Source organism: Thioclava pacifica DSM 10166 (assembly GCF_000714535.1).
In the GTDB taxonomy this organism is placed as follows: Bacteria; Pseudomonadota; Alphaproteobacteria; order Rhodobacterales; family Rhodobacteraceae; genus Thioclava; species Thioclava pacifica.
Genome location: NZ_AUND01000001.1, coordinates 162777 through 179643 on the forward strand (window position 1 = coordinate 162777; position 16867 = coordinate 179643).

The 16867-nt window shown below is 62.5% G+C and carries 14 protein-coding genes; 5 read left to right on the forward strand and 9 right to left on the reverse strand.

Annotated elements, in window-relative coordinates:
* The 3 genes from TP2_RS00585 to TP2_RS00595 are packed head-to-tail and all read left to right on the forward strand — an operon-like array spanning position 1 to position 4958.
* Positions 1-2151: a biotin/lipoyl-binding protein gene (locus TP2_RS00585; RefSeq protein WP_038072259.1), complete on the forward strand. Its 2151-nt coding sequence runs from the start codon at positions 1-3 to the stop codon at positions 2149-2151.
* Positions 2144-4138, forward strand: a complete 1995-nt coding sequence (locus TP2_RS00590) for a preprotein translocase subunit SecA (protein ID WP_038072262.1) — start codon at positions 2144-2146, stop codon at positions 4136-4138. The genes TP2_RS00585 and TP2_RS00590 overlap by 8 nt, the downstream gene beginning before the upstream one ends.
* 13 nt (positions 4139-4151) lie before the next feature.
* Positions 4152-4958 carry an efflux RND transporter periplasmic adaptor subunit gene (locus TP2_RS00595; protein ID WP_051692082.1) on the forward strand — a complete coding sequence of 269 codons (807 nt, stop codon included), beginning with the start codon at positions 4152-4154 and terminating at the stop codon, positions 4956-4958.
* A gap of 60 nt (positions 4959-5018) precedes the next feature.
* Here the strand turns inward: TP2_RS00595 and TP2_RS00600 are convergent, their stop codons facing one another.
* From TP2_RS00600 to TP2_RS00620, 5 genes are all read right to left on the reverse strand, one after another.
* Positions 5019-5315 carry a hypothetical protein gene (locus tag TP2_RS00600; protein WP_038072265.1) on the reverse strand — a complete coding sequence of 99 codons (297 nt, stop codon included), beginning with the start codon at positions 5313-5315 and terminating at the stop codon, positions 5019-5021.
* A 251-nt stretch (positions 5316-5566) separates the two neighbouring features.
* Positions 5567-6481 (reverse strand): glycoside hydrolase family 26 protein, encoded by a 915-nt coding sequence (locus tag TP2_RS00605; RefSeq protein ID WP_038072269.1) that lies wholly within the window; start codon positions 6479-6481, stop codon positions 5567-5569.
* A gap of 32 nt (positions 6482-6513) precedes the next feature.
* The gene (locus tag TP2_RS00610) at positions 6514-8331 is read right to left on the reverse strand and encodes a glycosyltransferase family 2 protein (protein ID WP_051692083.1); all 1818 of its coding nucleotides are present in this window, start codon (positions 8329-8331) and stop codon (positions 6514-6516) included.
* Complete coding sequence (locus TP2_RS00615) at positions 8328-9356, reverse strand: GDP-mannose 4,6-dehydratase (protein WP_084713753.1); 1029 nt, start codon at positions 9354-9356, stop codon at positions 8328-8330. Before TP2_RS00615 ends, TP2_RS00610 begins: the two co-directional genes overlap by 4 nt.
* Before the next feature lie 380 nt (positions 9357-9736).
* Positions 9737-10168, reverse strand: a complete 432-nt coding sequence (locus TP2_RS00620; protein WP_051692084.1) for an autoinducer binding domain-containing protein — start codon at positions 10166-10168, stop codon at positions 9737-9739.
* 97 nt (positions 10169-10265) lie between these two features.
* Here TP2_RS00620 and TP2_RS00625 point away from each other — a divergent pair, with 97 nt between their 5' ends.
* Together TP2_RS00625 and TP2_RS00630 are read left to right on the forward strand one after the other, a co-directional pair.
* On the forward strand, positions 10266-10871 hold the full coding sequence (locus tag TP2_RS00625) for a helix-turn-helix transcriptional regulator (protein WP_157617009.1): 606 nt from the start codon (positions 10266-10268) through the stop codon (positions 10869-10871).
* 72 nt (positions 10872-10943) lie between these two features.
* A complete protein-coding gene (locus tag TP2_RS00630) occupies positions 10944-11609 on the forward strand; it encodes an acyl-homoserine-lactone synthase (RefSeq protein WP_038072273.1) in 666 nt (221 codons plus the stop codon).
* A gap of 83 nt (positions 11610-11692) precedes the next feature.
* On the opposite strand, the gene TP2_RS00635 is transcribed toward TP2_RS00630, so the two are convergent.
* The 4 genes from TP2_RS00635 to TP2_RS00650 form a co-directional block, all read right to left on the reverse strand.
* Positions 11693-12124, reverse strand: a complete 432-nt coding sequence (locus TP2_RS00635; RefSeq protein WP_038072276.1) for a universal stress protein — start codon at positions 12122-12124, stop codon at positions 11693-11695.
* Positions 12121-14736 (reverse strand): TRAP transporter permease, encoded by a 2616-nt coding sequence (locus TP2_RS00640; RefSeq protein ID WP_038072279.1) that lies wholly within the window; start codon positions 14734-14736, stop codon positions 12121-12123. The genes TP2_RS00635 and TP2_RS00640 overlap by 4 nt, the downstream gene beginning before the upstream one ends.
* Before the next feature lie 108 nt (positions 14737-14844).
* Complete coding sequence (locus tag TP2_RS00645; protein WP_038072282.1) at positions 14845-15819, reverse strand: TAXI family TRAP transporter solute-binding subunit; 975 nt, start codon at positions 15817-15819, stop codon at positions 14845-14847.
* 50 nt (positions 15820-15869) lie between these two features.
* Positions 15870-16733 (reverse strand): MurR/RpiR family transcriptional regulator, encoded by an 864-nt coding sequence (locus TP2_RS00650; RefSeq protein ID WP_240473675.1) that lies wholly within the window; start codon positions 16731-16733, stop codon positions 15870-15872.
* Positions 16734-16867 lie beyond the last annotated feature (134 nt).

Here is a 16867-nt window from a genome sequence, read left to right on the forward strand (position 1 = left end):
ATGGCCACCTCGCTCTTCTCTCCGTCCTGGTATCGGGTGAAGGATCTCAAGCCGCGGCTGCGTCGTCATGTCGAGATCCATCGCCACGATTATCGCGGCCGGGTCTGGTTCGTGATCCAGGATATCGCGACGGGCCGCTTCCATCGGCTGTCCCCCGCCGCCTGGCGGCTGGTCGGTCTGATGAACGGTCAACGGACGATGGACGAGCTGTGGAACACCACAAACGAACAGCTCGGAGAGAAGGCGCCCACGCAGGATGAGGCAATCCGGCTGATGGGGCAGTTGCACGCGGCAGACGCGTTGATCTGCGACGTGCCGCCCGACGGGCGGGAGCTGTTCCGCCGTTACCAGCGCCACCAGTCGATGCAGCTCAAGCAGAAGATCTGGTCGCCGCTCGCGATCCGCATCCCGATCTGGGATCCGGACGAATTCCTGACCCGCACCATGCCCTTCGTGCGCCCATTCTTCACGCGCACCTTCGCGGTGATCTGGGTGCTTGTCGTGCTCACGGGCCTGCTCGTGGCGGCGGCGAATTTCGGTGCGATCACGGACAATATCGCGGACCGCGTGCTGACGCCGAAGAACCTCTTCGTCCTTTGGCTGGTCTATCCGGTGGTGAAGGCATTTCACGAATTGGGCCACGGCTATGCGGTGAAGAAGAATGGCGGCGAGGTCCATGAGATCGGGATCATGCTGCTGGTGCTGGTGCCGGTTCCTTACGTCGATGCCTCGGCCGCTTCGGCCCTGCGTGACAAGTATCAGCGGATGCTGGTGGGCGGGATCGGGATCATGGTGGAGCTGTTTCTCGCCTCGATCGCGCTGTTCGTCTGGCTCAATGCCGAGACCGGCGCGGCCCATGCGGTCGCCTATAACGTGATGCTGATCGGGGGCGTCTCGACGCTGCTGTTCAACGGCAATCCGCTGCTGCGCTTCGATGGCTATTACGTCTTTGCCGACTGGCTGGAGATCCCCAATCTCGGCCAGCGTGCGAACCGCTATTACGGCTATCTCGCGCAGAAATACCTCTTCGGGATGAAAGAGGCCGAGCCCGTCACCTCGATGCCCGCCGAAAAGCGCTGGTTTGTGGTCTACGGTCTCGCCGCCTTCATCTACCGCATCTTCATCATGTTCGCGATCATCACCTATATCGCCGGCCGGTTCTTCGCGATCGGCGTGGTTCTGGCGATCTGGGCGATCACGACGCAGATCCTCGTGCCCATAGGCAAATCCATGTCCTTCCTGTCTTCCAGTCCGAAACTCCGTTCCAACCGGCCCCGCGCGGTGCTCGTCACAACCGGGTTGATCGCCGCGCTCGTCATCGTGCTTTTCGTCTTGCCCGCGCCTTACCGATCCGTGGTCAGCGGCGTGACCTGGCCCGCCGAACAGGCGCAGGTGCGCGTTGGCACGAGCGGCTTCGTGAAAGAGGTGCCGGTCGCGACCTATGACGAGGTGAAGCCGGGCGAGGTGATGATCGCGCTTGATGACCCACTCCTGCGTGCGCGGCTCGAGGTGCTCGACTCGCAGCTTGCCGGGCTGGAGCTGCAACGTCAGGCCGCGATGCGCTCGGACCGGGTGCAGGCAGAGATGATCTCGGCGGAGATCGCCGCCACACGCGAGGACCGTGCGCGGCTGGCCGAACAGATCGACGAGCTTGCAATCCGTGCGCCGCGCTCGGGGCTCGCCGTGATCCCCAATGGCGCGGATCTGGAGGGGCGCTTTGCCAAGCGGGGGCAGGTCATCGGCTATGTGCTGACCGAGGAGGACACCGCCGCGCTGCGCGTTGTCGTTGATCAAAACGACGTGGATCTGGTGCGCAATGCGACGGGCCGGGTGGATGTGATGCCGGTCGAATATGGCGGTCAGAGCTTTCCCGCGACGATGGTGCGCGAGGTGCCCGGCGGGGTTATGGACCTGCCCACCCCGGCGCTTGGCCTGCAAGGCGGAGGCACGGTGCCGGTCGATCCGACCGACCGGCAAGGGCTGCGCACGCTGGAGCGTGTCTTCGAGTTCGAGCTGGAGATGCCGCCCGAGGCCGCGCTGCCGCTTCTGGGGCGGCGGGTCGAGGTGCGCTTCTCGCATGGCACGCTGCCGATCGGCTTTCAGGCCTACCGCTCGCTGCGCCAGCTGTTCCTGAGGCTCTACAATGTCTGAGAACCTGCTGCAGCGCCCCGGTCTGCTGACCGCCTTCTACCCCGAGCGCGAGGATGAACGCCTCGGCACGCTCGACCGGTTGATGGCGAGCGCGGTCGGGCGTGTGTCGCAATTCTTCGCGGTGAAATCGGCTTTTGGGGCGGGCTTCTTGAGGCAGGTGGGGAAAGAGGAAAAGGCGCTGGCCGCGCTTGAGGCGCATGAGTTCAACCGTACAAGGGTCGAGATCGCGCAGGCGCTGCGGGTGAAGGGGCTGCGCGCGGATCTCGTGGCGCGCGCCTTCGCGCTGGTGCGGATCCAGGCCGAGCGTAGTTTGCAGATGCGCCCCTTCGATGTGCAGCTTCTGGGCGGCCGCGCGATGCTGCGCGGCCGGATCGCCGAGATGGATACCGGCGAGGGCAAGACCCTCACCGCTACGCTTCCCGCCGCGATCATGGCGCTGTCGGGCGTGCCGGTGCATGTGGTGACGGTCAATGATTTCCTCGCCGCGCGCGATGCGGAGTGGATGGGGCCGCTCTATCGTGCGCTTGGTCTCAGCGTTGGCGTGATCATCGAGGGGCTGAGCCCCGAGGAACGGCAGGCCGCCTATGCCTGCGACATCTGCTATTGCACCAACAAGCAGCTCGCCTTCGACTATCTCAAGGACCGGCTGGTGCTGGAAGGCGAGACGCGGTCTTTGCACATGGCGCTTGAAGGTCTGTCGAAGGTGGATCCGAAGCGCACCCGGCTCATGATGCGGGGCCTGTGCTATGCGATCGTGGATGAGGCGGATTCCGTACTTATTGATGAGGCGCGCACACCGCTGATCATCACGCGGGCCGGCGATCATTCCGGGCTGGAGCAAACCTACCGCCGCGCGGTCGAAATCGGTCGCAAGCTGGAACGCCCGCGCGATTTCACCATCCGCGAGAAGGAATGGAAGGTCGATCTGACCGATCTCGGCAAGGCACGGTTGCGCCAACTGAGCGCGCATTTCGGTGGCGTGTGGGCGACCGAGATCCACCGCGAGGAACTCGGTCGACAGGCGCTCTCGGCACTGCATCTCTATCACCGCGACAAGCATTATATCGTCGATGATGCGGGTGTGCAGATCGTCGATGAATATACCGGTCGGGTGATGGCGGACCGTTCGTGGGAACGGGGCCTGCACCAGATGATCGAGGTGAAGGAAGGCTGCGAGATCACGGGTCGGCAGGAGACCCTAATCCGCATTTCCTATCAGCGCTTCTTCCGCCGCTACCTGACGCTGGCAGGCATGACCGGCACGGCGGCCGAGGTCTCGGGGGAGCTGCGCGCGGTCTATCGTCTGCGCACGAAACGCATCCCGACAAACCGGCCCTCGCGGCGCAAGAACCTCGGTGAGCGTCATTATGCGACGGCCGAGCAGAAATGGCGCGCGGTGCTGGCGGAGACGAAGCGCGTCCATCTGCAAGGCCGCCCGATCCTGATCGGGACGCAATCGATCCATGCCTCCGAGGAGATTTCCGCGCTCCTGACCGAAGAGGGCTTCACCCATCGTGTGCTCAATGCGCGCGAGACCGAGCACGAGGCGCATATTATCGCTGAGGCGGGCGGGCATGGCCGGATCACGGTAGCCACGAACATGGCTGGGCGCGGCACCGATATCCGCATCGACCAGCAGATGCGCGACCTTGGCGGCCTGCATGTGATCGCTACGGGCCGCCATGATGCGCGGCGGATCGACCGGCAACTTTTCGGCCGCTGTGGGCGTCAGGGCGATCCGGGGAGTTTCATCACCTTCGTCTCGCTCGAGGATGACCTGATGCGGGTCTTTTACGGTGAACATCTCGCGCGGCTCAGTCGGGCTTTTGCGGGTGGGGCAGGGCGCGTGCCCTGGTTCATAGGCGCGCCTCTCACCCGGCTTGCGCAGCGCGCGACCGAGGCGCGCCATTCCGGTATCCGCAAGAACCTCTTGCGCGCCGATGACAGTCTGGAAGACCTGCTCGCCTTCAGCGGCAGGGGGAATTGAGAAAGGGACCGACATGACTTTGAAGCCGATCGTATTTCTTCTGGCGCTTGGTCCCGGGGCGGCGCTCGCGCAGGAGGCGGAGCGGTTCGATTGTCTGATCGACCCGAGCCAGGTGCTCGAGATCGGCTCGGCCACGGACGGGGTCATCGAACAGGTCTTCGTGTCGCGTGGCGACAGCGTGAAGGCGGGCGACATGATCGCGAAGCTGGAATCGAAAGCCGAGGAGGCGCAGCTCACCTATGCCCGCGAGCGGGCGCAGGATATGGGGCCGATCGAGATCGCTCGATCGAAAGTCACGCTGTTGCAGAAAGCCGCGGACCGGGCGACCGAGATGGGCAAGCGCAACGTCATGGCCGATGCCCAGGTGCAGGAGGCCCAGACCAGTGCCGAGGTGGCGCAGCTGGAGTTGCGCGCCGCAGAGCTCGACCAGAACCTCGCCAAGCTCGATCTTGAACGGGTCGAGGCGCAGCTCGAGCGGCGCGAGATCCGCTCGCCGATCGACGGGATCGTGATTACGCGGATGATGGGGCCGGGTGAATATGTCTATTCGCAAACCCCTGTCGCCCAGCTTGCCCAGATCGACCCGCTCCACGTGGAGGTGTTCTTGCCAACCTCGATGTATGATCAGGTCAAGGCGGGGCAGGTGGCGCGGGTCTATCCGGCTGCGCCGGTCGGCGGCGAGTATGATGCGAAGGTAATCGTGGTCGACAAGGTCTTCGACGCGGCCTCGGACACGTTCGGTGTGCGTCTGGCGCTGGCCAATCCCGAGGGCAAGCTGCCTGCCGGGATCGATTGCACGGTCAGCTTCCCGCAGCCCTGAGTGGGAAAACGCAAAACGGCCCCGAGGGGGCCGTAAAGCTGATTGGTCTGGAGCGGCTGATCAGCGCTGGTAGCAGCGCGATTTCGAACCAAAGCCCGAGGGCGAGCAAATCCAGCTGCCGGTGCCGGGCGCGCGGCGGGTCGAGACGCGCTGGGCGGGTTGCGCATCGCTCTTGCGGCCCGCGAGCCAGTCGAAGCGGGCGCTGCCCTTGCCTGCCGCGCTTTTCACCGCGACCTTGATCGGCGAGATTTCAAGCATCCCAGTCTGCTGTGCACTGGCTGCGCCGAAGGGGGCTGCGATAACCAGAGTAGCCGCGAAAAGGCCGGCGGCTGCGGCACGAAAGATCGTGTTCTGCATCATTATCCTGCTCTGCCGAGTTGCGATCACTAGGCCATTCCCGCATTCGGCGAGGACGGTCCGTTTCGTTCTCATTAAACGCAGGTTTGGTTGATCAAACGTTACCGGTCAAGGTTGTTGTTCCCGCGGCGGAAAGGTGGCGCTTTCATGGCGCAAATGAAAAATGCCGCGCAGGTCAATTTCCTGCGCGGCATCAACATCTTGTCGTGATCAGCCCCTGTCGGCAAAAAATTGCCGCTAGGGATGGTAGGTCAGCTCAGAACCTGGTTCTTGATTCGCCAGTCCGGCGTGCCAAAGCCCTCCGGCCAGGGATAAACCTCGACCTGGTTGAAATAGCTGACGCCCACGAGGCTCGGGTAGTCGGGCTTCTCTTCGCGCACGCGGTTCTTCCACATGTCGACATAGGCCTGATCGCCCACATAGCCGAGCTCGGCCACCGCGACGGGCTTGCCGAAAGCTGCGGCACGCTCGTAGCGCGGGCGGAAGATGTCATCGAACGTCCGATCGCGGCCGTACTTCGCCTGATCCCAGGCCTGAAGCCCGAAGACAGTCAGGCCGATGATGTCGGCATACTCGTCGCCCGGATAGTACGAGGCCATGTCCTCGTCCCCGAGCGGCGACCACATCAGCGAGATGTTGGGCGCGTATTTCTTGGCTAGATCCGTCATCCGGCGATAGGCCGAAATGTAATCCTCGGGTTTCCAGTCCGACCAGATGAACTGCCCGGTCTTGTCGTCCATCTCATGGGCAAAGCGCAACGTGACAGGGCTTTTCAGCGTCGCCAGCACTTCCGCGATCGCGATCATGTTCGGATCATATTCGCCCCGCTCGATGCCACGGCGCAGATATTGTGCCGTGTTGCGTTCGGAACGCGACCAGGTCCAGGGCTCGAGCGTGATGAGCAGCGCGCGGTTGCGTGCGAGCGCATATTCATCCGCATCGTTGAGCGACGGAAGGTACACATCTTCCCAGGGCAGGAAGAGGTGTTCGATGACGACGCCGGTCTTGTCGGCGAAATCCCCGTCGGGGTCATAGACGCCGAAAGGGAGGGTGCCGGGGGGGACCTCGACGGTCGTAGCTGCCTGCGCCTGTCGGACCGACAGGGACAGGCCCAAAGCCGCCGCTCCGGCCATCAGGTCGCGGCGCGTTATGTTTTGGTGTTTCATACCATTTCCCTCCTACATAATCGCTGCCCGGGTCACTTTTTCCATCCCGGGCTTACGCGATATCTCGTTTGGCCCGGCGCGCCCATTCCGGCGCCCGAAACCACATATTCCACTTTCGTCAGCTGGACCGATTGCAGACCGATCATCAATGCCAGCAGGCTTTCATTCCCCCGCATCCAGATCGCTGCGATCCCGAGCGCCACGATCAGACTCAGTGTACCCATCTGCATCCCGATGTCGCGCGACCAGAGTTGCCAGTTGCCCGCGATGCGGCGGGCGCGGGCGCCGAAGATCACGCTGAGCAGCGCGAAATAGAAGGCGGCGTTGAAGAGCGACAGCAGATAGAAGCCACGGGCCTCGGTGACATGGCTTGTCAGCAAGACGGGCAGGATTGCCCCGAGTGCAAGGCCCGCATAGACCGCGATCACCCGACCCGGCAGCGCCGTCGAGGCGGCTTCGCCTTTTGGCGTGATGCGGAAATCGACGAATTTGCCCGAGACCCGGTCATAGACTGCCATCGCGCAGCCCGAGAGCACCCACGGCCATTGCATCATCACGAAGAGGGCTTTCTCCCAAGCGATGATCTTGGCGGTCTTCGGGCGCATCAGGCCATCGCGGCGGATCCGGTAGGCGAAGATCACCATGACGATCGCTGCCGGGAGAGCGTGGCCGACAAAGGCGGGGAAGGTGACATCGGCAAAACGGATATCGAAGGTTAGCGCGACGATCGGCGCGACATACATGGTCGCCATCGCGAGCGCGAAGAAGACATACCAGATCTGGCAGAGCACGAAGAGGAACTTCAGCCGCGCGGGAAGGCGCGAGAGATAACCTGGCGTGTAGCGCAACAGCAGCGTCAGCAGCGAACGCGACCACTGGAACTCCTGCGTAATCAGATCGCTGACTGTGGCCGGGCCGTCGCCCACCGCGATCGCATCGATCGCATGCACGCCCCGCCAGCCTGCAGCGTTGATGAGCATCGTGGTCGAGTGATCTTCGGCGAGTTCCGGCCCCAGACCGCCCGCCTCTTTCAGCGCGACCGTGCGCACCGCGTAATGCGAGCCGATGCACATCGGGGCGAGCGCACCGGTATAGCCTGCTTGCAGAACGCCGTGGAACGCTGCTTCGGAGTAAAGCCGCGTGCGCGCCGCCCAGCTGTTTTCGGCATTTGCCGCGCAAATCGAGGGCGCGCTGACATAGCCCACCTCCGGGTCGTCGAAGGGGCGCAGCATCTCGCGCAGGTAGCCCGGTTCGGGAACGTGATCGGAGTCGAGCTGGCTGACGATGTCGTAGTCGTCATAGCCCCATTGATCGTAGAAATAGGCGAGATTGCCTTCCTTGCAGCGCGTGCGGCGCGGCCAGTCGCTGCGGTGATAGTCCTCGATCCCTTTGCGCGAAGAGACTTTCACCCCATGCGCGGCGCACCAGGCAAGCGTGTCCGGCGAGGGATCTTCATCGGCGAGCCAGGTGTCGTGCGGATAGTCTTGTGCGAGCATCGCCTCGAGGGTTCTGCGCACAACCGAGAAGGGCTCGGACGGGGTTTTCGTCGTGATCATCGCAACCCGCCAGCGGCCGGGTTCGGGATCGGGGGAGACGGATTTACGGGCGTGCAGAAAGACGACCATGAAATAGAGCTGCATTGCCACGAGCCAGACCAGCACCGCCGTGATCGCGAGATAGGGCACCCAGCCAAGAATCTTCGCAGGCTCCAACCACCAGTTCCAGAAGAAGCCGGTGGCGGCCAGCCAGAGCGCGAAGAGCGTGCCATACAGCCAAGTCTGCCGGCGGTTCAGCACCGGAGCAAGATAACCTGCCGCCTGAGCGGCGCGGACCTGCGGGCGCAGGATCATGCAGCGCCTCCAAGCTCCGGCTCAACGCCGCCCAGTTCCGAACGGAAATAGGCAATCGTCGGAATAAGTCCCTCCGCGAAGCTGGTCGTCGGTTCCCAGCTCAAGGCAGCCTTGGCGCGGCCGATATCGGGGCAGCGTTGATGGGGGTCGTCAGTGGAGCGTTTGCTGTGAACGATCGGCGAATGCGAGGCGCAGGCCTCGCGCACGATCCGCGCGATCTCGTTCACGTGGAATTCGCAGGGGTTGCCCAGATTGACGGGCTCGGGTCCGGCGCTTTGGCTTTCCATCAACGCGATCAGCCCCGTGATCAGGTCTTTCATGAAGCACAGCGAGCGGGTCTGCATCCCGTCTCCGTAGATCGTTATCGGCTTGCCCGAGAGCGCCTGGGTGACGAAGTTCGAGACCACGCGACCGTCGCCGGGATCCATGCGCGGCCCGTAAGTGTTGAAGATCCGTGCGATGCGGATATCGACGCCGCGCGCCTCGTGGAAATCATGCATGACGGTTTCGGCGGCGCGCTTGCCTTCGTCATAGCAAGAACGCGGGCCGACCGTATTGACTGCGCCGCGATAACCTTCGGGCTGCGGGCTGATCTCGGGGTCGCCATAGACTTCGGAGGTCGAGGCCTGAAGGATGCGGGCCCCCTTGCGCTCGGCCAAGTCCAGCATGTTGAGAATACCGAGCACGCAGGTCTGGAAGGTGTGAATCGGGTCGCGCTGATATTTGGGCGGCGAGGCCGCGCAGGCCAGGTTGTAAATCCGGTCGATCGGACCCGCGATTTCGAGCGGCGCGATCACGTCGTGCTGTCGGTATTCGAAAGCGGGATGGCCCAGCAGATGGGCGATGTTACGCAGTCGGCCCGTCTGGAGGTTGTCGACGCAGATCACCGAATGCCCTCCCTCTATCAACCGATCACTCAGGTGAGATCCAAGAAATCCCGCCCCACCGGTTATTAGACAACGCAGCGCTGTCCTTCTTTCACGTCTCGCGCGATTGCGCATGTCAAAACGCGACAGTTTCGTCATTGTCCTTCCCCCCACAGAAAGAACAGGGCCTCCCACGGAACATACACCGCTCCTGCTGGCAGCACAGGAGGGTAACGGCACTCCCGTCGGATCCCTGAGTTAACGATATTCAATAGCTTAGGTAACGTCTTTAACGCAGATCAAGGAAAACAGCGGGGAGGCTGGGTATTCTCACACGGGATTGTCTAAAAGTGGTATCTGAAAATATGAAAAAAACACGCGTAAGTTGTGTTTTGTGAATACCTGTCCCTTTCCTCTTTGCTTTCTCCTGCAGAGGAACGATTCGCCGCGGCGCGGCGCATTCAGGGCGTGGCGATCCTCTCTAGGCGCAGCAACAAACTGAAAATCGGGATTTTTCACAACCTTCCGGGTGGCTGTTTTCAGAGATCGGAGAGGTTTTCCGTCATGTCGTGAAGACGCTGGGTCAGGGCCAGAAGATGTTCGGCCTCACCATCGCTGAACGGTCCGGAACTGCGGGTGAAACCCGAGATCGACCGGGAGCTGTTCGGGCCGACGGAACAGGTCAGGCCATTGCGCAAGCCGAACGCCTCGGCCTCGGCGACGATGCCGGCAGGATCGGGCAGATCAGCCCAGCGGACCATCCCGGTCTCACGCAGACCCCAGAGCACGACAGGATCCTCGATCATCATCCCGCGATCACTGTAATAGTCGAGCCATTTCTGCGGATATGTGCGATAAAGGATGTTCGGGCGCGTGAACCGAATGTGCAAGGCAAGCGCGAAACCGGTGTCACAGATCGCGCGCAATTCGTCGAGCGTCGTAGCTATTTCTTGACGGTTTGCTGTTTTCATCGCCGGTGATCGTCTTTAGGTTGTTCCTGTCTGGCCCGACTGCGACCCCGAAACGGTAGGGCGAGTGGACTCGGAGCGCAAGTGGTTTGACCAACTGATGGATCTCAGGGACTGCGATACACGTCTCCAGGTACTAGCGCCAGCGGGCTTTTATGTCGCGCTGCGCGTGGGTTATGCCTTTCCCGAGTCCGAGCTTAACCGTCTCGATTGCGCCTGGGTCGATCGCTACACGCAAGAAGGGCTGGTGGTCCAGGATCCTTCCATGCGCTGGATTTACGGCAATCTCGGCTGGGTGCGCTGGGGTGACATGACGCTCGAAGATCCGCGCGGGGTGCAGCAGATGGCGCGCGAGATGGGGCTGCGCTTCGGTGCCACGGTCTCTTTCAGTGATCCCCGTGATGTCGGGCGGCGCAGCTATGCGGTTCTGTTCCGCGCGGATCGGGATTTCACCGACGCGGAGCTTGATGAGGTTTTCGCCACGCTGCGCGATATGCACCTCGATGCGTCGGGCCGCTCGCTCACCGCGGCCGAGCTGGAGGCGATCCGCTTCCGTGCGGACGGCCTGTTGATCAAGCAGATCGCGGCAGAGCTTGATATCAGTGAAAGCGGGGTTAAGGCGCGGCTGACTTCGGCCTCGCGCAAGCTCGGTGCGAAGAACGCCATCGAAATGCTGGCCATTGCAACCTCAAGGCGACTGATTTAAAATAGCTCAACCTAAAATGGTGAATTGTTCATAAATTGATGGTTTCGATTGGGTATCCAGAAGGAGAACCCAATGCAGAACTGCACTTTTGAATTTTCGGAACTTCACCGCTTCGGCGCCGCATTTTACGATTTTTTGCGGCTGCGCAAGCAAGTCTTCGTCGACGAACTGGGCTGGGATGTGCCCCATAACGACGAGGTCGAGATGGATCAATACGACACGCCGCTTGCCCATTACTCGCTCGTTCTGAGGGACGGGCGGGTCGTTGGCGGGGCCCGGGCAATGTCCACCGCGGCGATCTGGGGCGGCAGTACCTACATGTTGCGCGACGCCCATCTGGGCAAGCTGCCCCATATCCCGCCAGAGATCCTGCCTGACGAGATCGCCAGTCCCGAGGTCTGGGAATGCACTCGCCTCGTGATCTCGGAGACGCTCACCACCCATGCCGAGCGCGCCGCCTGTCTGCGGATGATCGTCGACGGTCTGGTGGAGCGGGCGATCGCACGCGGCGCGAGCGAGCTGATCTGTCTGTCCTCCCTCGCGCTGATGCGGGCGTTGCGCCAGCTCGGCTACGATGTGAGCCGCATGGGTCCGATCTATCGCAATGACGAGGATGGGCGGCGCTATGCGGCGCTGCGGATGCCTGCGGAGTATTCGACTGCCCGGCGCGCCGAGATCGCCGGGGCTTGCGTGCTTGCGGGGCGGGCCGCGGCCGCGAGCTATCGGCCCGCAGCCTAGTTCGCGCATCGATGGCTTCAAATGAGAACGAGGCGCGGCGTTTTGCACGCTGCGCCCCGCCCCAAGTGCCGTCTGTCCGGGTCTTAACGCACCACAAAGACCGAGCAGTTCGAGTGGCGCACCACCCGCGCGGCATTCGGGCCGAGCAGGTAGTCGCTGAGATCGGGGCGATGCGCGCCCAGCACGATCATATCCGCGCCATCCTTTTCGGCGACGCTGATGATCTCGTGATAGGCGGTGCCGACGCCCACGATATGGCGCACATTGGCGTTGGCCTCGGCGCCGATCACCTCGCCCACGAACTGAGCGAGCAGGTCATGGGCATGCTCCTTGGCCCTGGCGGTGTGATCGTCCGAGAAAAACGCCCCCACGACCGCCGAGCCGTAATCGGGCACCACCGTGATCACGTCTAGCTGGGCTCCTTCCATCCGAGCCAGCTTCGCCGCCCATTCAAGCACCTTGCGCTCGGTCTTGGGGCGGTTGATGTCGATCGCGCAGAGAATGGTCTTGGTCATGCGGGTTCTCCTTGGGCAAAGGCCGCGTCATCGTCTTCCTTGCGGCGATATTGCAGGAAGGCGATGAGGCCGAGCAACAGGAAGGCGGGAATGAACATCAGCTCTTTCGGGAGCTGGTCATTGGGCACCTTCACATTCGACAGCGTCACCGGGTTATCGCCGTAGAAGTCGAAGCCCTGCAGTTTCTGTTGCAGCTCCGTGCCGAACATCGGCTCGTCGGCGACCATCTTGCCGTCAGTATCGGTCACGCTCAGTCCCAGCTTGTCGAGCTTGTCCTGACCGGTCGCGCCCTCGGGAACCTTCACCAGAACCGTCATGTCCTTCTCGACGCCCGTGTCGTAATCGGGACCCGAGAAGACGAGACGCAGTTCGCGCCCGACCGGCGCCTTATCGAGACGCTGCACGATATTGGCGGCCGGGATCTCGGTATAAGGCGGCTCGATCATGTTCATGAAATAGCCCGGACGGAACAGCGTGAACGCCACCAGCAGCAGCGCCACCGTCTCCCAGAGCTTCGAGCGGGTGATGAACCAGTTCATCGTGCCCGCGGTGAAGACGAGGATGCCGATCGTCGCGATGATGAAGACGAAGATCGCCTGATACCAGGTCACGTCGATCAAGAGCAGGTCGGTGTTGAAGATGAACACGAAGGGCAGGGCGACGGTGCGAAGCGAGTAAAAGAAGGCGGTGAAGCCGGTCTTGATCGCATCGCCGCCTGAAACGGCCGCCGCCGCGAAGGAGGCAAGCCCCACAGGTGGCGTCACATCGGCCATGATCCCGAAGTAGAACACGAAGAGGTGCACCGCGATCAGTGGCACGATGAGGCCCGATTGCGCGCCAAGATGGACGACAACGCCGACCATCAGCGAGCTGACCACGATGTAGTTCGCCGTGGTCGGCAGGCCCATCCCGAGGATCAGCGACAGGATCGCCACGAAGATCAGCATCAGGATCAGGTTTCCGCCCGAGAGGAACTCGACGAAGTCGGCCATCACCTGTCCGATCCCGGTCAGCGAGACGGTGCCCACGATGATCCCGGCGGTGGCGGTGGCAAGGCCGATCCCGATCATATTGCGTGCGCCGTCGATCATGCCGCCGATCAGGTCGAACACGCCTTCCTTGAAGCGGCTCATCGGGGCGCTTTCACCACGGAACATCGCCTTGAGCGGCTTTTGCGTCAGCAGGATGAAGAACAGCAAGAACGAGGCCCAGAACGCCGAGAGGCCGGGCGATTTGCGCTCGATCATCAGGAAGTAGACCAGCACCACGATCGGCAGCAGGTAGTAGAGGCCTGCGGTGTAGATCTCCTTGATCTCCGGCAGCTTCACGATTTCCGAGTTCGGATCGTCGGGTTCCAGCTCGGGCGCCTTGGCCGCGATCCAGACGAGCCCGACATAGGCCACGGCGACCAGCAGCGCGAGGATCCAGCCTGCGCCTTCCGGCACGAGAGAGGTAATCAGCTGCACCGGGAACTGGGTTACATAGCACAGCGCGGCGAAACCCGCGAAGAAGGCGAACATGCCAAAGGCGGTGCGCCAGACCGAGACAACGCGGTCGCCGATCGTCGGCATGCGCTGTTTCACGGCCTCGAGATGGACGATGTAGAACAGCGCGATATAGGAGATGATCGCCGGGATGAAGGCGTGCTTGATGACCTCCAGATAGGAGATGCCGACATATTCCACCATCAGGAAGGCGGCAGCGCCCATCACCGGCGGCATGATCTGGCCATTGACCGAAGACGCCACTTCGACCGAGCCCGCCTTCTCGGCGGAGAAGCCCACGCGTTTCATCAGCGGAATGGTGAAGGTGCCGGTCGTGACCACGTTCGCGATCGAGGAACCCGAGATCAGGCCGGTTGCGGCCGAGCCAACGACGGCGGCTTTTGCCGGACCGCCGCGCAGGTGGCCCAGAGCGCCGAAAGCCATCTGGATGAAGTAATTGCCCGCGCCGGCCTTTTCGAGAAGAGCGCCAAACAGCACGAACAGGAAGACGAATTTGGTCGATACCCCGAGCGCGATGCCAAACACGCCCTCGGAGGTGATCCACATATGCGACATCGCCTTGCGCAAGCTCGCGCCGGCCCAGCGGATCTGCTCGGGGAAGAAATCGGACGAGCCGAAGAACACGTAGCACAGGAAGAAGATCGCGAGCCCGACCATCACCGGACCGAGGGTGCGATAGGCTGCGATGAACAGCAGCACCAGCCCGACCAGCGAGACATAGGCGTCGGTCGTATCGGCGAGCCCGCCATTGTCGACGATCTTCTGGTAGAAGAAATAGCCATACATCGCGAGCAGGGCGCCGCCGACCCCGAGGATCCAGTCATACCAGGGTACGTAGGTCTTGGGCGATCCCTTGAACAGCGGATAGGCCATCGCCGAGAGGAAGATTGCATAGGCCAGATGGATCTGGCGCGCGTTGTTGATCAGGTCGCCGGGCAGCACATAGGGCCCGATCGGCGAGGCCAGCATGACCTGAAAGACCGACCAGCTCAGCGCCACGATGGCGACCATGAGACCGACCCAACCCTTGGGGCTGCGCGCCCCGCTGTCGGAGGCCTGGACGAGCTCTTGCAGTTCCTGTTCGTTCAAGGCGCGATTTTCCGCCATCGTTCCCCCTTGCGGCCCCAGTAGGCCGTCCGCTTGGTGCGGGATGTTCTCAAATACGAAACGAAAAAGGGCGGGCACGCAAGCGCGCCCGCCCAAGTTATGAAGGGCTTATTTAATCCAACCCTTTTCTTTGTAGTATTTCAGCGCGCCCGGATGGATCGGAGCCGAGAGGCCCTGGGTCACCATCTCCTCGGGGGTGAGGTGCGCGAAGGCCGGGTGCAGCTTCTTGAACTCGTCGAAGTTGTCGAAGACCGATTTCACCAGTGCGTAGACGACATCATCGGGCTCGTCGGCCGAGGTCACGAGCGTCGCGCGCACGCCGAAGGTCTGCACGTCGTCGGGGTTGCCGCGATACATGCCGCCCGGGATGGTCGCGGTGGCGTAATAGGGGTTGTCTGCGACGAGCTTGTCGACCGCGTCGCCCGTCACGTTGACGAGGACCGCGTCACAGGAGGTGGTCGCTTCCTGGATCGAGCCGGAGGGGTGGCCCACGGTGTAGACCATCGCGTCGATCTGGTTGTCGCACAGCGCCTTCGACTGTTCCGAGGCCTTCAGCTCGGTCGCGAGTGCGAGGTCTGAGGTCGTCCAGCCCATCGCGTCCATCAGCACTTCCATCGTGCCGCGCTGGCCCGAGCCGGGGTTGCCGATGTTCACGCGCTTGCCCTTGAGATCGGCGAAGTTCTTGATGCCGCTATCGGCGCGGGCGACGACGGTGAAGGGCTCGGGGTGGATCGAGAACACCGCGCGCAGACCCTCGAACGGACCTTTGTCGGCGAATTTCGAGTCGCCCTTGTAGGCGTGGTACTGCCAGTCCGATTGGGCGATGCCGAAATCAAGCTCGCCGTCGCGGATGGTGTTGATGTTGTAGACCGAACCGCCGGTCGACTCGACCGAGCAGCGAACCCCGGTTTCCTTGTGGTTCTTGTTCATCAGGCGGCAGATCGCGCCGCCGGTCGGATAGTAGACGCCCGTGACGCCCCCGGTGCCGATCGTGATGAAGGTTTCATCCTTCGCCATCGCCATCGGTGCGCTCAACGCGCCCGCGACGGCGGCGGCGAGGCCGAGTTTGAAGAGTTTTTTCATTTTTTGACTCCCGTTGGTCGTTTGGGTCTTGGGTTACGGTCACGCCGCGGTCATCGGGCAAAGACTTCCTCAAGAAGCCTGTTGCGCCGTTCGACTTCGGCGATCCGTTCGGTTGCGCGGGGCCCCGCGCGTTTCGCCACCAGCGCCAGTATTGCTTCGAGCAAGAACAGCGTGGCGACGTAACTCGTGTAAAAATGCGGGCTGTCAGTGGGCACGATGAAGACTTCGTCGGCCGCGTGAAGCGCCGGACAGCTGCGGCTGTCGGTGATCAGCGTGACATGGGCGCCTTGCTCATGCGCGTGGATCGCGCCCCGGATCGAGGAGCGCGCGAAAGGGGGCTTGGTAATCACCAGAACGGCGTCGCGTTCGTCGAGCCCGGCGAGAGTCGCGCCAAGCGACGCTCCCGAACGCGCCGCGAGCTCCCAATTGTCGCCCAGAAAATTGGCGATATAGGCGGTGTATTCCGCGATGCCGGTGGAGCCGAGCGCGCCCAGCAGCACCACGCGCCGCGCCGAGGCGAGGCGATCGGCCACCGCTTCGATCTGGCCCGGTTCGATCGTGCCCACGAGGGCCGCGATATTGTCCTGCGTCGCCGCTGCGTAGCGGTTGAGGAAGTTTTCCTTGGGAACGCTTTCGTCCTTTTGCAGCCGGTCGGCCCGGTCCGCGAAGGGCAGAACGCGGCGGCCGATCTGGTCGCGCATCACTTCGCGCAGCTGCTCGAAATTCTCGTAGCCGAGCGCATGCGCAAGGCGGGTGAACGTGGCCGGGGCGAGCTTCGAATCAGCTGCGAGCGTGCGCAGCGAGCGAGTCGCGATATTGACCGGGTTGTCCGCGATATAGTCGCCCGCCTCACGCAGACGCGTGGACAGGCTGCCATATTGCGCGGCCAATCGCTGTTCGAAGCTTCCGGTCAACGTTCCTCCCCAGGTTCCATCACCAGTTATCTCGTTGGAGTGACCGTTTCATCTGTTTCAAATATTGTCAACTCGTAAAACATATGTTTCATGGGGTAATCAGCGATCCTCACGCTTTCTTGTCCCGAAGGAGG

Excerpts from the sequence above, each read along its gene's own strand:
- TP2_RS00600 (WP_038072265.1), bottom strand. The coding sequence starts at position 5,315 with ATGCAGAACACGATCTTTCGTGCCGCAGCCGCCGGCCTTTTCGCGGCT.
- TP2_RS00615 (WP_084713753.1), bottom strand. The coding sequence starts at position 9,356 with ATGACGAAACTGTCGCGTTTTGACATGCGCAATCGCGCGAGACGTGAA.
- TP2_RS00635 (WP_038072276.1), bottom strand. The coding sequence starts at position 12,124 with ATGACCAAGACCATTCTCTGCGCGATCGACATCAACCGCCCCAAGACC.
- TP2_RS00620 (WP_051692084.1), bottom strand. The coding sequence starts at position 10,168 with ATGAAAACAGCAAACCGTCAAGAAATAGCTACGACGCTCGACGAATTG.
- TP2_RS00645 (WP_038072282.1), bottom strand. The coding sequence starts at position 15,819 with ATGAAAAAACTCTTCAAACTCGGCCTCGCCGCCGCCGTCGCGGGCGCG.
- TP2_RS00590 (WP_038072262.1), top strand. The coding sequence starts at position 2,144 with ATGTCTGAGAACCTGCTGCAGCGCCCCGGTCTGCTGACCGCCTTCTAC.
- TP2_RS00610 (WP_051692083.1), bottom strand. The coding sequence starts at position 8,331 with ATGATCCTGCGCCCGCAGGTCCGCGCCGCTCAGGCGGCAGGTTATCTT.
- TP2_RS00630 (WP_038072273.1), top strand. The coding sequence starts at position 10,944 with ATGCAGAACTGCACTTTTGAATTTTCGGAACTTCACCGCTTCGGCGCC.
- TP2_RS00625 (WP_157617009.1), top strand. The coding sequence starts at position 10,266 with ATGGATCTCAGGGACTGCGATACACGTCTCCAGGTACTAGCGCCAGCG.
- TP2_RS00605 (WP_038072269.1), bottom strand. The coding sequence starts at position 6,481 with ATGAAACACCAAAACATAACGCGCCGCGACCTGATGGCCGGAGCGGCG.
- TP2_RS00585 (WP_038072259.1), top strand. The coding sequence starts at position 1 with ATGGCCACCTCGCTCTTCTCTCCGTCCTGGTATCGGGTGAAGGATCTC.
- TP2_RS00595 (WP_051692082.1), top strand. The coding sequence starts at position 4,152 with ATGACTTTGAAGCCGATCGTATTTCTTCTGGCGCTTGGTCCCGGGGCG.
- TP2_RS00640 (WP_038072279.1), bottom strand. The coding sequence starts at position 14,736 with ATGGCGGAAAATCGCGCCTTGAACGAACAGGAACTGCAAGAGCTCGTC.